This window comes from Streptomyces sp. NPDC094448 (assembly GCF_044763775.1).
Taxonomy (GTDB): Bacteria; Actinomycetota; Actinomycetes; order Streptomycetales; family Streptomycetaceae; genus Streptomyces.
The window spans coordinates 1-12,921 of sequence record NZ_JBIWGU010000025.1 but is presented as its reverse complement, the minus strand read 5'-3'; the positions used below and the strand labels follow the sequence as shown (position 1 = coordinate 12,921).

The following is a 12,921-nucleotide window of genomic DNA, read 5'->3' as shown; positions in this document are numbered from 1 at the left end:
CGTCGTGGTCACGTGCATCCTTGGTCGGAGCACATGATCAGACGAACGCCGCCCCCATGTCCGGCGAATGCCCACGTGAGCTGCTCAGTTCGAGGAGCCTTTCGAGGGGACCCGAACGTCGAGTGAGTCCCTACCAACCCATGTTCTTGGCCACCTCGGCCTGGGCTGCGGCGATCTCTTCACCGGTGGACTCGGTGATGTCCACCTCCTCCAGACGAGCCAGCAGATCTGCAAGAGCTTGCTTCTGAGCCGGGTGCGTGATCGGTACGGTGTCCAGGTCGGTGCTCATCAGCCAGTCGAACAGCACGATCGCATCAGCACGCCACAGGCGGAGATCGACGGTTGGTGTAGACCCCCAGGGGAACCCAGATTCCATGTGAGCATCTTGCCAGGTCAGCACGCTGTGGATCGCATCAGCTCAACGGTCACGCCGCTGCGTTCCCAACCTTCGGCGTCGAGGCCGGAAGAAAAAGAACAAGCTGAGCGAGCCCGCAGGACGGTGATCACGGGCGTGGCCGTCACTCAGACGACTGCGGTCACTGTGGTGACCGGACCGTGGAGGGACCGTCACGCCGGGGTGGTGTGACGGTCCCTCGTCGTCGGGGCTGCTGCTCGTCAGTCCCGGTACCGCTCCGGGTTGTTCAGGACCGAGGCGAGCGAGTCGTACCCGGCGTCGCCGGAGCCGTCCAGTTCGTCGAGCCACGCCAGCACCTCGGCGTCGAGTGAGTCCATGGGCCGGGGTACCTATTCCACACGCCTGAATATCCGAACCTACCGACAAACGGTACTGATAACAGAGCGTGTTGAGCTGCCGTGAGCCGGCCGGGCCCGGGCCGTGCCGGCGGGTTTGGTGAGCCGGTCAGCCGCTCGTGAGATCCACCCAGATCCAGGGCGCGTGGTCCCACCTGCGTACTTCGCCGACGACCAGCCCGATCGTGGTTCCCACCGCCGGGAGACTATGGGCCAGTCGGCTCACTCCCGGCTCGCTGCCGCGGCGGATGACGTCCAGTGACGCGCCGACCGGCTCGTATCCGTCGATCGTCGCGATGAAGCCCCAGGGCTGGTGGCTGGTGATCGTTGCCTGGACGCGTTCGCCGGCACGGAGCTCACTGACCGGCCGTTCCCGTTTATCGGGCATGGAGGTGTTCCTTTCCGGTGCTGGCATCAAGTGGTTCTCGGTTTGACGGGGCGGCGCTCTGGGAGGTGCAGGCTGCCCAGGGCGCCCCGGCCTGCACGGCGAGGGGACGGGGCGGCGGTCACCGGTTGCCTTCCGGCGCCAGAGCCCAGTCGCGGAAACGGCCGTGACGGTCCCGGCGGGCGGTGAGCCGGAGGCCTTCCACGTGATCGAAGACGACACCGACGGCGATGCCGGCGGAGCGGTACCTCTCGGTGGTCTTGCCCCGTCGGTGATGACGGTGGCCCGGACCTCCACGCGGCCGGGAGCGGCGCCCGCTCCCGGGTCGCCCACCCGGCTCCGAAAACCGACACCCCCCACCCCGCACCCCGCTACGACGTCGGCAAGACCGTCAAAACGCCCCGCCACCACACCGAACGTAACAGGAAATGTTAAGGAACAAGCTTAGGCGGAGGCGGCGGCCACGAAGAACGGCACGGCGATGAGGAAGCAGTCGGTTTCTGCACGTCGGCGCTGCTCGGTGAGCCACTCGTCGGCCTGGTCGCGGCCGACGGCGCCGCTCGTACAGGCCGGCTCGGCGAGCCTGGTGAGCAGCGGCAGCATCGCAGGGTCGGTGAATACATTGGTGTGCACCTCGACGGTGACGTCGTCGAAGCCGCCCTCCAGGAGCAGGTTGCGGTACTGGCGGCCGGCGCGGGGCGCGCCCAGGAGGTCGGCGCGGGCGTGCACGATCGTGCGGGTGAGCGCCGCGTCATCCGAGTCGATCATGATCGCGTCCCAGTCCTGCCCGACCAGCACGATCCTGCCGCCCGGGCAGAGCACACGACGCGCTTCCTCCACCGCGCGCCCCGGTTCCTGAAGTATGTGGAAGACCTTGTCGGCGCGGTAGCCGCGCATGCTTTTGTCGGCGAACGGCAGACCTTCCGCGCCCGCCTCCCGGAACTCGGCCGCCGGCCATCGTTCCCGGGCCGCGGCCACCATCCGCGGGTCGGGGTCCACGCCCACCGCGTGGACGCCGCGTTCGGCCAGCTCGGTGACGGCGCGTCCGGCGCCGCAGCCGACGTCCACGACGGTCGAGCCCGGGACGAGGGACAGCAGTTCGTAGGAGCGGGCCCGCAGCCGGACGGCGCTCAGCATCTCGTCCGCCGTGTCGAGGACGGCCAGCAGGGCCTCGGTGTCGCGGTGCTCTTCCACCGCTTCCTGGTTCTTGGACATGGACTCCAGCCTGGGACTTAATGTCAGCATGAAGTCAAGCGAAGACAGCGACGTCAGCGCGATGAGCATCGGCGCCCTTGCGGCACGCTTCGGCCTGGCCACGCACGTTCTGCGGCACTGGGAGTCGATGGGCCTGCTGCACCCCGGACGGGATGCGGGCGGGCGCCGCCGCTACGGTGCGGACGACCTCACCCGCGTGGCGGCAATCCTCATCTCCAAAGAGGCCGGCCTCGGCCTGGATACCGTCAGGAGCCTGTCCGCCACCGTCGACCGCGCCACCCGGCACGAGATCCTGCGCCCCGCGGCCAAGGAACTCCGGGCAAGGATCGCAGCGGCCCGAGCCTCGTTGGAACTCATCGAGGGCGCCTTGAACTGCGAGCACGAGGACGTCACCCAGTGCCCGAGCTACCGGCGACTCATCGCCGAGCGGGTCCACTCCCAAGCGCCGGCGCACGGGCGGGCGCAAGGCGGGAAGCCGGCTGCTTCGTGACTCTCTGCCTCAGATCACGCGGCCTGAACAGTTCCTGCCGGTCAGGGTGCCGTCGATGTGGGTTAGGCGGTCCGGCGGGTGGGGCGGCGGGGCATGAGCGTGATGGCGACGAGGGTGAGCATCGCTTCTGAGTGTTCGGGCCGGGTTTCGTGGTCCCGGACGTTCCTGCGGGCGTGAAGCCACCACGCCAGGCTGCGCCCGATGACCCAGCGTCGTGGCAGGAGAACGAAGCCTTTCGCTCCTTCGGGCCTGCTCACGGTCTTGACTGTCCGGTTGAGGAAGGACTTGGCCCAGTCGGCCGGCGTTCCGCCGTAGACGGAATCGGCCCAGACGACGGCGATCTGCGGGTGCATGAGACGCAGGCGGAAGAGGACCTTTTGGGCCGCGACGGCGTCGTGGGTGCTGGCCGGTGTCAGCATGACGAACAGCAGCAGCCCTTTCATGCCGACGGCGATATGTCTCTTCCGGCCCGGTATTTTCTTGCCCGGATCGTATCCGGAGGTGGATCTCGGGACGGTGGCGGCGACCTTGACGGACTGTGAATCGATCGCCGCGGCCACGGGGTGCGGGGAGGTCCCCATGGCGCGGCGGACCCGGCGCCGGAGCTGGCCGCGGACGAGGTTGAAGACGCCGGCCGCGCGCCATCGGCTGAGGAACCCGAACACGGTCCGGAAGGTGCGGACATCAGCAACCGCCAGACGGCTTCGGCGTCTCGCGGGCGGCATCGCCCCTGCGCCACGATCGGCGCGGCACGGCTACTCGCCCCGCAGCAGCTTGGTCAGCTCCTCGTCCATGTCCAGATGGCCGCTGCCGACGGCGGTCACAATCCACTCGCAGGCCGCCCGGACACGGTCGACGTTCTTGTCACCTCCCGCTCGTCCTCGGACAGGCGGCGCCCGCGCATCTGGGGCACCAGGCGGCCGGTGCGGCCACGAACTGGTGGCAGGCCCCGAGTCAGGGCCGGTCCTCCCTCGGCAACCCAGACCACTCCCACCCACCCGACACACCCACCACCCCGGCCGGAGCAGGCAAGGAAGCACCACAGCAGATACCGCTCGGGCCGGTGCTACGCAGGCAGGTCGGCGTGGAGCAGATGGTGATCCGAGTACGGGGAGGGGTGCATACCGTGGCGGAGCGGAACGATGCCCCGCAGGAAGACGTAGTCGAATTTACGCTCCCAGTCGGTCGTCGGCATGCACGAGCCGGTGGACGCGGGGTGGCATTGAGGGTCCGTGTCGATCGCCAATGACCATATTCCGGCCAGTTCGGCAGAGTCCGGTACGGCGTTGAAATCGCCGAGCACGATCGCACGGCTGTGCCGGGCGACCTCTTCGGCCAGGACCCGGGTCTGGCCCGCCCGGACCGTCTCCTGTCGTCGCTGGGCGAGATGGGTGTTGAAGACCCGGACCGGCCGGTCGCCCACCGTGGTGGTCACCGCCATATAGCCGCGGTCCTCCGACCCGCCGTCGGGGTACTCCACGTTCACACGGTCCGTCATCGGAGCCGCCGAGAGGATCGCCTGGCCGAAGGACCCGGGATTCCAGGGTGCTCCCCCGCAGCGGCCCCGGTTGCGGAGCACCATGCCGTACTCGACCTGGTAGACCAGCCCATGACGGTTCCTCAGATACTCCCGCATCCTCTCGACATCACGCACGCAGGCCTCCTGCAGACCGATGACCTGCGGTGCGTACTTCGCGATCTCCGCGGCCCGGCCCGCGTTGCTCTCCTTGCACGGGTTGCAGATGTTCCAGGTCATGACCCGGTTCGGTACGGCATCCCTGACCTTGTCGGCAGGCAGTGGCCTCGCCATGAGGTCGGCGCCCGGTGCGCTGGGTCCGATGAGCACCATGCAGATCACCGTCATGACACCCGCGAGCAACCTCGTACACCTTCCGAGCACTACCGCCTCCTCACCGTCATGCCCTGCCTCTCCCGGGAGAGGTTATGGGAGAAACTTGTGAGGAGAGTATGCGGTGTGCCCGAACTGCTGCCGGGCCCGCCCGGACTGCAGGGTCGGCGCGGGAGGCAGCCGTATCCGCCTCGGCGCACTGGTCCGTGATCGGTGTTCGGTGTTCGGTGATCGGTGATCACGCGAAGGATCGCGATGCGCGCGAGGATTCGGGCCTTCTGTCCGAAGAAACCCTGGCCGATCGCCGGGCTCGCTGATCATCATGGGAGTGTGACGGATACCGTGACGGAGAGCGCCGGAACGACTCGCCCCAGAATCCGCGTCGCCGCCTATGTGATCAGGCAGCGTGCCGAGCCCGGTCTGCTGGTCTTCGACCACCTCGGCCTTCCCGAGGCGGGGACACAGATTCCCGCGGGTGGTGTCCGGCCGGGCGAGAGCCTGGAGGAAGCGGTGCTCCGCGAGGTGTACGAGGAGACGGGGCTCCGGTCGGTGGTGGTCCGGCAGATCGCCACGGAGAACCGGGCGCACCCCGGAACCGGGCAGCATCGGCGTACGACCTACTTCTATCTCCGGGTGGCCGCCGAGACCCCCGACAGCTGGGTGCATCAGGTACGCGGTGACGGCGAGGACAGCGGTCTCGCCTTCGGCTGCCGGTTCCTCCCCCTGCCCCTGGAACGGCCGCTGGCCGACGCCCAGGACACCTGGCTGGGGTGTATCGACAGGCGCTGGACCACCCCGTCCGGCGGCAGACACGGTGCGGTGCCGGGTGGACGGGCCACCGCCTCGGGCTGAGACGGTGGCCCGGTGCGGGTCAGGCGTAGGTATAGAACTGGGTGTGGTCCAGCACGCTCTGCGGGGTGGTGTTGGGCCAGGGCGGCATGGTCTCGTTGAGGTCGATCACATCGGGCGTGGCGGCGGCCGGAAGGTACTCCGCGCTGGTGGGGTGGAGGGCGTGCCAGTCGGCCCAGAGCTTGTCGACGAAGGCGTGGTGCAGCCAGAACACCGGGTCGTTCGGGGAGACGCTGGACTCCATCTGGCCCCAGACCCAGGTGTGCACCCGGTTGTGCATGCTCATGTAGCCGTTGGAGCCTTCGAGGGTGGAGCGGAAGCCGTCCGAGCCGCTGGCGAAGGGGGCGGAGTCGTAGTAGGGGATGGCGAGAGCCGCGTCGACCTGGGCCCGGGTCGGCAGGTTGGGGACCCGGTAGCCGAGGTTACGGGCGAGGAAGGGACGGCTGTCGACCTGGATGTTGATGTTCCAGTTGCCGGCGGAGTGGGCGAAGGGGCCGTCCATGACCTGGTCGTCCAGGGGGCGTCCGGTGCCGCCGAGGAAGTCCGGGGCCCAGAGGGAGGCGCCGACGGTGTTGTCGGCGGTCCAGTCCCAGTAGGGGATCGACACCTGCGGGTTGATCTTCTGGAGCTCCCGCTCGAAGTCGATGAGGTACTTGCGGTGCCAGGGGAGGAACGACGGGCCGAAGTGGCCCACGTATATCCCGGTGTTCATGTCCAGCGCGAACCGGAGGCGGTGGGCGGCGACGAACTCGTCGTAGATGCCCCTCCGCTTGACTTCCAGTACGGCGTCGACGAACGCCTTCTTCTCGGCGGCGGTGAGGTTCGCCTGGTTCTTCCGTACGGTCATGGCTGACTGCTCCCGGCTCAGGCGGTGGGGTTGAAGGGGACGACGGCCGCGCCCTTGAGCGTGACCACCGCGGTGCGCGCGGCGTCGAGAGGGGTCCTGAACCTCTCGTAGTGGTTGATCGCGCTGCTCCAGCCGGTTTTTCCGTGGTTCATGACGTGCAGTTCGCGTCCGTCGATCAGGACGCGGTAGACGGCGCCTTCGCCGGTGCCGGCATGGGCGTGGTGACCGCCTTCGGCGGGCTCGCCCTGGATACGGCGGCCCTGGTAGACCTCGTCGAAGGGTGCGGGCCCGGCGGACTTGGCTCCGTGTGCGTCGGCTCCGGTCCGTGCGCTGTCTGCGGTCGCGCTGGCGACACCGATGAGTGCGGTGCCCGCGGCGACGCCGGTCACGGCCCCGATGGCCTGCCGACGGGTGAATCCGGACATGGCGAATGAACCCCCTGAACATGGCTGAGGCGGCCCCCCAGGCTGTTTGCGGACCGCCGTGATCATCTGTACCCGGAAGGGGTCCGGCACAGAAGGGACGCCCCATCGGTTGGCTGCCATACGGACACGTTTGCGCAGGCCACACGGGCCGCGCCGAGCCGTGACGGGCTCTGATCTCACTGCGTGTCAGCGTCTGTCGATCATGAACCGAAGATTCCATGGTGTACGTGCCATGGTTGTGAAGATCTTTTCGGTGTGCCGGGGGATTTCGTGTTCAGGGGGCACGTATCGAACACGGCTGGAAACAGCGGCGTTCCGGACGGGGGCGAACCTCCGGCGCCGATGGCCGAAGGGCACAAGCCGGGACGGCTTACGGGCCGACCCGGAGGGTGCCGGTGCTCCCGGACAGGGTCGGACGGAGCGGGGTCGGTCGCGGGTGCCGGTTGCCGTGCCCGGCGCCCTGGTGCCCGGCGCTTGCCGCGCACGGTAGCAACGGAGCCGATATCACGCCGGGCCCGGGGTCAGGGCTTGCGGGCCACCGCGCCGTACATGGCGATATCGCGGTCGTCGCAGACGGGGTCCGTCGGGTCGGGGCGCCAGTGGTGGACCTGGCGGAGACCGGGGTCGAGGAGTTCGAGGCCGGTGAAGAAGGCTTCCGACTCGGCCCGGGTGCGGAGTCTCATCGGCATGCCCCGGCTCTCGTACTCCCGTGCCACCCGTCCGACCTCGTCGGGGGCGAAGTCCGCGGTGCCGATCGTGGCGGCGAGGAAGCTGCCCGGCGGGAGGGGGGCGAGCAGCCGGCCGAGGAGGGCGTGGTCGTCGGGCGGAGCGATGAAGTGGAGGATGCCGATCACCATGAGGGCAACCGGTCGGCCGAGGTCGAGGACGGCGCGGAAGCCGGGTGACCGGATGATGGCGTCGGGGTCGCGCATATCCGCGTCGACGTACGCCGTGCGGCCTTCCGGTGTGCTGGTGAGCAGGGCCCGGGCGTGGGCGAGGACGATGGGGTCGTTGTCGACGTAGACGATTCCGGCCTCTGGGCGCTCGCGCTGGACGATCTCGTGGAGATTGGGCGAGGTGGGCAGGCCGGTGCCGATGTCGAGGAACTGGTCGATGCCTTCCGCGCGGGCGAGGTGGCGGGCGGCCCGGTGCATAAAGGCGCGATTGGCGCGCATATGGACGGGGAGTGCGGGCCATTGGGCGCACATGGCCCGTGCCGCGTCGACATCGACCTGGTAGTGGTCCTTGCCGCCCAGTATGCAGTCGTACACGCGTGCCGAATGCGGCCGGGCGGTGTCGATGCGGGGCCGGTTCGGGCTCCGGTCACTCATGGTCAACTCCCCCTCGGCTGCGCGCGGTTGGAGTCTACGGGAGAGCGGCGTGATCCGCCGGGGGGCAGGGGATCGCCCCGCAGCTGGTCCCGCGGGCCGCCCAACCGGCCGGCCCGCGGGACCCGCGCGGGTCACCGCAGCTCCGGGGCTCCCGTCTCCGTCAGCTCGCCGCCGGCGAGCCGCAGCCACCGGTTCACGCCGATCCGGGCCAGGAAGCGTTCGTCGTGGCTGACGACGACGAACGCACCCCGGTAGGAGGCGAGCGCACTCTCCAGCCGGCCCACGCTGACCAGGTCGAGATTGTTCGTCGGCTCGTCGAGAAGGAGGAGCTGGGGGGCGGGTTCGGCACACAGGACGCAGGCCAGGGTGGCGCGCAGCCGTTCCCCGCCGGACAGGACGCCCGCGGGGAGATGGGCGCGGGCGCCGCGGAAGAGGAACCGTGCGAGGAGGTTCATCCGTTCGGCGTGGGTGCGGTGCGGTGCGGCGGCGGCGAAGCTCTCGGCGACCGTACGGTCGGGGTCGAGCAGGTCGAGGCGCTGGGAGAGATAGGCGGTCCGTCCATCGGCGTGCCGGGTCCGCCCGCCGTCGGGGGTGAGGTCGCCGCCGATCAGGCGGAGGAGCGTGGTCTTCCCCGCGCCGTTGGGGCCGGTGAGGGCGATGCGTTCCGGGCCGCGGATCGTGAGGTCGATCCCGGTGCCGGTGCCGGTGCCGGTGCCGGTGCCGGTGAAGAGGGTACGGTCACCGAGCCGGGCCTGGAGGTGTTCGCCGGTGAAGAGGGTGCGTCCGGCGGGAACGTCGGTCTCGGGCAGGTCGACGGTGATGCGCTCGTCGTCGCGGAGGGCCCGGCCCGCTTCGTCGAGCCGGGAGCGGGCCTCGGTGACCCGGTCGGCGTGCATGCGGCCGGCGCGCCCGGCGGCCTCCTGTGCGCCGCGTTTCATGTTTCCGGCGAAGATCCGGGGCAGGCCGGCGCTCTTGAGGTTGCGGGCGGCGTTGCCGGCGCGGCGTTCGGCGCGCTCGCGGGCCTGCTGCAGCTCGCGTTTCTCCCGCTTCAGTTCGGCTTCGGCGTTGCGGATGTTCTTCTCGGCCGTTTCCCGTTCGGCGTGTACGGCCTCCTCGTAGGCGGTGAAGTTGCCGCCGTACAGCCGGAGTTCGCCGGGGGCGAGTTCGGCGATGTTCTCCATGCGGTCGAGGAGGGCCCGGTCGTGGCTGACGAGGAGGAGGCAGTTGGTGAAGTTCTCCAGGACGTCGTAGAGCCGGTGGCGGGCGTCGAGGTCGAGATTGTTGGTCGGTTCGTCGAGGAGCAGGACGTCGGGGTTCTTCAGCATCTGGGCGGCGATGCCGAGGAGGACGGCCTGGCCGCCGCTGAGGGCGCCGATCCTGCGGTCGAGGGCGAGGCCGGGCAGGCCGAGGCGGTCGAGGTGGGCACGGGTGCGTTCCTCGATGTCCCAGTCGTCGCCGATGACGGTGAAGTGTTCCTCGGCGGCATCGCCGGATTCCACCGCGTCCAGAGCGCGGACGGTCGCGTCGATGCCGAGGACTTCCGCAACGGTGAGTCCTGCGCTCAGGGGAAGGGTCTGGGGCAGGTAGCCCAGGGTGCCGGAGACGGAGAGGGTGCCGCGGGTGGGGCGGAGCTCACCGGCGATGAGTTTGAGCAGGGTGGTCTTGCCGGAGCCGTTGGGCGCGACGAGTCCGGTGCGGCCGGTGCCGCAGGCGAAGGACAGCTCGGTGAAGACGGGGGTGTCGTCCGGCCAGGAGAACGACAGGCCGGTGCAGACGACGGAGGCGTCGGACATGGTGAATGACCTCGGGAGTGCGCGAGGGGACAGGGGGTACGACGGGGAGGCCGGTACGGCTGATGCTGCCGACGGCCTGCTGACTTCCGGGTATCACCCGGAGATGTCGTCGTCTCCTGTGGACACTGCCGCTCCTCGTTGCACGGGTCATGGACGTCGGCACGCTATCAGAGGGGGCTGCGGACGGGGTACGGGTTTTCCGGCGGACGGCACCGGGGGCTGATGATGCCGGGGATGATCTGCGACGAGTTCGCCGGGCGGTACGGACTCGGCGGGCTGGAGGCGGAACCGCCCGCCGGTCAGGCCTTGTCAGGCTTCGGCGGGCCGGGGGGTCAGCGGCCGGACCGTCTGCTTTCCGTACGGCCCGGGAGCAGTCCGCGGGCCGCGAGGCAGAGGGCCCCGCCGGTGGCGGTGAGGAGTAGGAGCGCGGGGACGAACCCCGGGATCGCGGGCGGGTACCAGCCGAAGGCCGTGTCGAAGAACGGCACCGACGCCAGGGCCGCGGCCGCAAGCGCGGGCGCCGCGCGGCCGCGGTCGAGGGCGAGCAGGCCGCCGGTGAGGGCCAGGACGAGGAAGGGCCACAGGCCGTAGTCCGTGGTAACCGGGAGCAGGTCCAGCGCCAGGGCGGCCAGTGGGATCGCGATCACGGTCCCCGCCGCGGCCGCCAGGAGGCGGAGCCGCGGCCCGGGGTGTTCGTCCGGTGGACAGGCCAGCAGGACGGTCACGGCCAGTGCGCTCGTGCCCACGGCCGCTGCCGTGTAGGCGGGGTCGTGTCCGGCGGTCGCCACGGTGACGGCGTAAACCGTCTGGGCGGCCGCCGCCCAGAACCGGCCGGCGGTCCATCGCCCGCTCAGGGCCACCACCGCGGCGGCGACCAGTGCCGCGCAGGCCGCCGCCAGGGCCATGTCCGCCGGGAAGAACACGGGTGTACGCCCCTCGGCGCGCATCGCCGTGGCATAGCGGGCCGTCTCCGCCAGTTCCCGGACGGCTTCGGCCGCGGAGACGGCCAGGACGATCGGGGCGGCCGCGGCGCACAGCCGGCCCGGCCCCTGGACGGAGCCGAGGCCCAGTCTCAGCCGCAGGGCGTGCGCCGCGATCCCGCCCGCCTCACGGAGGCGTTCGGCCGGGCCCGCGTCCGCGGTGATCTCCTGGTAGACGGCGGCGATCTCGTCGCCGTAGGCGGTCCGGAAGCGGCGCGGATAGAGCCGTACTAGACGGGCGATCACGCGGTGGCCCCCTTCGCGCCGAGCCCGCCGAGGCGCCGGATCGCTTCGCCGGCCGTGGCAGTGAGCCGGGCGGCTTCCGCCGCCAGGGCCTCGCGGCCGGGCTCGGCCAGACCGTAGGTGCGGCGCAGTCGGCCCTCCACGATTTCTTCGCGGTCGATCGCGATCAGCCCCTGCGCCAGCAGCCGTTCCAGGGCGCTGTACAGGGTGCCTGTCCGGAGCCTGACGCGTCCGTCGCTGATCGCCGAGACCTCCCGGAGGATCGCGTACCCATGGCGCGGCCGGTCCGCCAGGGCGGTGAGGACCAGCAGCGTCGGTTCCTGCATGGCCCGTTCGCTCATTCCGTCAACATATGACGGTCATCGGCATATGGGCAAACAGCGGGCGGGGACGCTCCTGCGGTCAGGTGCGGCGGCAGAGAAGGAAGAGTTCCGCTTCCGGCTCGGCGCCGGGCAGCCGGGGGGTGTAGTGGCCCTGGTGTTCCCACAGGACGGTGAGTCCCGAGCGGACGAGGAGTTCCTTGAAGGGTTCGGCGCCGAAGCCGGTGAACCGGATCGGGCTGCCCATGAAATCGACGTCGAAGTTCTCCACGTCGAGCGGGACGGTCCCGACGGCGAGCAGACCGCCCGGGGCGAGAGCACCGCCGATGCGGCGGAGCACCCGGGCCTGGTCGGCGCGGTCCATTTGCAGCAGGGAGAAGTAGGCGCAGACCGCGTCGTAGCTCGCCTCCTCCAGGGGGAATTCGCGGATATCGGCGCGGCGGAAGGTGCCGCCGGGCACCCGGCCGGCCGCGAGGGCGACCATCACGGGCGAGACGTCGATGCCGAGGACCCGGTGTCCCGCGGCGGCCAGGGTCGATGCGGTCGGCCGGCCCGTACCGCAGCCGATGTCCAGGACCCTGCTGCCGGGGGCGAGCTGCTCCAGCAGCCGGTCGAGAGAGGCGCGGCGAGCGGGCGATCCGGCGAAGGCGTCCTCGTAGGCGGCGCCGATCGCGTCGAACGCGGCTCCGGGGTCGGGGGCGGGGGTGGCGGGCATACGGGAGCCCGTCCCCGCCGGGGCGGCCGGCGAAACCCCGGCCGGGTGCGGCAGGGCGCCCCGATCATCGTAATCAAGTTTGACTAGAAGGAAAGCGGGCAGTACAGTGCCTGTAGTCAAATTTGATCAGCTTCTGTGAGGAGAGCACGTGGCACAGCTGCCCGACGCCGGATACACCCCGACCGCAGAGGACCTCGCCGGGATCGAGGAGTGGTTCGCCGGGTACGACGACGCCGCCGCCCGGCGCGATGTGGACGCGATGGCCGACCAGGCCGTCTTCCCCCTCAACCTGGTCAGCGACGACTCCCGGGGCGAAGGCGTTGCCGCCCGGTGGGACCGGCGGCAGTTCGTCGAGACCATGACGCAGGTGATGGGAGAAGGATCCGGGGACATCGCCTTCGACTCGGTCCGCACTCCCGTCTTCCTCAGTGCGGCCATGGCCGTGGTCTTCACCGACTCGACCATGACCGCGAACGGCACCACCCGGCAGTTGCGGTACGCCGACATCCTCGTCAAGCAGAACGGGAAGTGGGCGTTCCAGACGATGATCCAGGGCGGTTGGGGCGACAACCTGCGCTGACCCCGGGCCACGGGCCCGGCGGGGGGGGGGGCCCCCCCCGGCCCCCCCCCCCCCGGGGGGGGGGGCGGGCCGGGCGGGGGGGGGGGGCGGGGGGGCGCCCCCCCCCCCCCGCGCCCCCCCCCGGCCGCGCCGCCCGGGGGCGGCCCGGG

At 70.4% G+C, this 12,921-nt stretch carries 16 protein-coding genes; 3 read left to right on the top strand and 13 right to left on the bottom strand.

Features of this window, described 5'->3' with window-relative positions:
* Positions 1 to 130 precede the first annotated feature (130 nt).
* The 3 genes from ACIQ9E_RS29600 to ACIQ9E_RS29590 form a co-directional block, all read right to left on the bottom strand.
* The gene (locus ACIQ9E_RS29600; protein WP_403712260.1) at positions 131 to 400 is read right to left on the bottom strand and encodes a hypothetical protein; all 270 of its coding nucleotides are present in this window, start codon (positions 398 to 400) and stop codon (positions 131 to 133) included.
* 459 nt (positions 401 to 859) lie between these two features.
* Positions 860 to 1,138, bottom strand: coding sequence for a hypothetical protein (locus tag ACIQ9E_RS29595; RefSeq protein WP_403712258.1), 279 nt, complete (start codon positions 1,136 to 1,138; stop codon positions 860 to 862).
* 441 nt (positions 1,139 to 1,579) lie between these two features.
* On the bottom strand, positions 1,580 to 2,350 hold the full coding sequence (locus tag ACIQ9E_RS29590; protein WP_403712256.1) for a methyltransferase domain-containing protein: 771 nt from the start codon (positions 2,348 to 2,350) through the stop codon (positions 1,580 to 1,582).
* Between the two features lie 28 nt (positions 2,351 to 2,378).
* Here ACIQ9E_RS29590 and ACIQ9E_RS29585 point away from each other — a divergent pair, with 28 nt between their 5' ends.
* Positions 2,379 to 2,840 carry a MerR family transcriptional regulator gene (locus tag ACIQ9E_RS29585; protein WP_403712254.1) on the top strand — a complete coding sequence of 154 codons (462 nt, stop codon included), beginning with the start codon at positions 2,379 to 2,381 and terminating at the stop codon, positions 2,838 to 2,840.
* 62 nt (positions 2,841 to 2,902) lie between these two features.
* Here ACIQ9E_RS29585 and ACIQ9E_RS29580 read toward each other — a convergent pair whose 3' ends face one another.
* From ACIQ9E_RS29580 to ACIQ9E_RS29570, 3 genes are all read right to left on the bottom strand, one after another.
* Positions 2,903 to 3,505: a transposase gene (locus ACIQ9E_RS29580; protein ID WP_403712252.1), complete on the bottom strand. Its 603-nt coding sequence runs from the start codon at positions 3,503 to 3,505 to the stop codon at positions 2,903 to 2,905.
* Between the two features lie 90 nt (positions 3,506 to 3,595).
* The gene (locus ACIQ9E_RS29575) at positions 3,596 to 3,664 is read right to left on the bottom strand and encodes a hypothetical protein (protein ID WP_403712264.1); all 69 of its coding nucleotides are present in this window, start codon (positions 3,662 to 3,664) and stop codon (positions 3,596 to 3,598) included.
* Positions 3,665 to 3,906: 242 nt separating this feature from the next.
* A complete protein-coding gene (locus ACIQ9E_RS29570) occupies positions 3,907 to 4,704 on the bottom strand; it encodes an endonuclease/exonuclease/phosphatase family protein (protein ID WP_403712262.1) in 798 nt (265 codons plus the stop codon).
* A 315-nt stretch (positions 4,705 to 5,019) separates the two neighbouring features.
* Between ACIQ9E_RS29570 and ACIQ9E_RS29565 the strand changes: the two genes are divergently transcribed.
* Positions 5,020 to 5,541, top strand: coding sequence for an NUDIX domain-containing protein (locus ACIQ9E_RS29565; RefSeq protein WP_403712250.1), 522 nt, complete (start codon positions 5,020 to 5,022; stop codon positions 5,539 to 5,541).
* 19 nt (positions 5,542 to 5,560) lie between these two features.
* Here ACIQ9E_RS29565 and ACIQ9E_RS29560 read toward each other — a convergent pair whose 3' ends face one another.
* The 7 genes from ACIQ9E_RS29560 to ACIQ9E_RS29530 all read right to left on the bottom strand — a co-directional run bounded on the left by ACIQ9E_RS29560 (position 5,561) and on the right by ACIQ9E_RS29530 (position 12,192).
* Positions 5,561 to 6,385, bottom strand: a complete 825-nt coding sequence (locus ACIQ9E_RS29560; protein ID WP_403712248.1) for a tyrosinase family protein — start codon at positions 6,383 to 6,385, stop codon at positions 5,561 to 5,563.
* 17 nt (positions 6,386 to 6,402) lie between these two features.
* Positions 6,403 to 6,810, bottom strand: coding sequence for a tyrosinase cofactor (locus ACIQ9E_RS29555; protein WP_403712246.1), 408 nt, complete (start codon positions 6,808 to 6,810; stop codon positions 6,403 to 6,405).
* 521 nt (positions 6,811 to 7,331) lie between these two features.
* Positions 7,332 to 8,141, bottom strand: a complete 810-nt coding sequence (locus tag ACIQ9E_RS29550; RefSeq protein ID WP_403712244.1) for an SAM-dependent methyltransferase — start codon at positions 8,139 to 8,141, stop codon at positions 7,332 to 7,334.
* A 131-nt stretch (positions 8,142 to 8,272) separates the two neighbouring features.
* Complete coding sequence (locus ACIQ9E_RS29545; RefSeq protein ID WP_403712242.1) at positions 8,273 to 9,934, bottom strand: ABC-F family ATP-binding cassette domain-containing protein; 1,662 nt, start codon at positions 9,932 to 9,934, stop codon at positions 8,273 to 8,275.
* A gap of 332 nt (positions 9,935 to 10,266) precedes the next feature.
* Positions 10,267 to 11,160, bottom strand: a complete 894-nt coding sequence (locus ACIQ9E_RS29540; RefSeq protein WP_403712240.1) for a hypothetical protein — start codon at positions 11,158 to 11,160, stop codon at positions 10,267 to 10,269.
* Positions 11,157 to 11,498: a PadR family transcriptional regulator gene (locus tag ACIQ9E_RS29535; protein ID WP_403712238.1), complete on the bottom strand. Its 342-nt coding sequence runs from the start codon at positions 11,496 to 11,498 to the stop codon at positions 11,157 to 11,159. The genes ACIQ9E_RS29540 and ACIQ9E_RS29535 overlap by 4 nt, the downstream gene beginning before the upstream one ends.
* A 61-nt stretch (positions 11,499 to 11,559) precedes the next feature.
* Positions 11,560 to 12,192: a class I SAM-dependent methyltransferase gene (locus tag ACIQ9E_RS29530; RefSeq protein WP_403712236.1), complete on the bottom strand. Its 633-nt coding sequence runs from the start codon at positions 12,190 to 12,192 to the stop codon at positions 11,560 to 11,562.
* 148 nt (positions 12,193 to 12,340) lie between these two features.
* Between ACIQ9E_RS29530 and ACIQ9E_RS29525 the strand changes: the two genes are divergently transcribed.
* The gene (locus ACIQ9E_RS29525; protein ID WP_403712234.1) at positions 12,341 to 12,772 is read left to right on the top strand and encodes a nuclear transport factor 2 family protein; all 432 of its coding nucleotides are present in this window, start codon (positions 12,341 to 12,343) and stop codon (positions 12,770 to 12,772) included.
* Positions 12,773 to 12,921 lie beyond the last annotated feature (149 nt).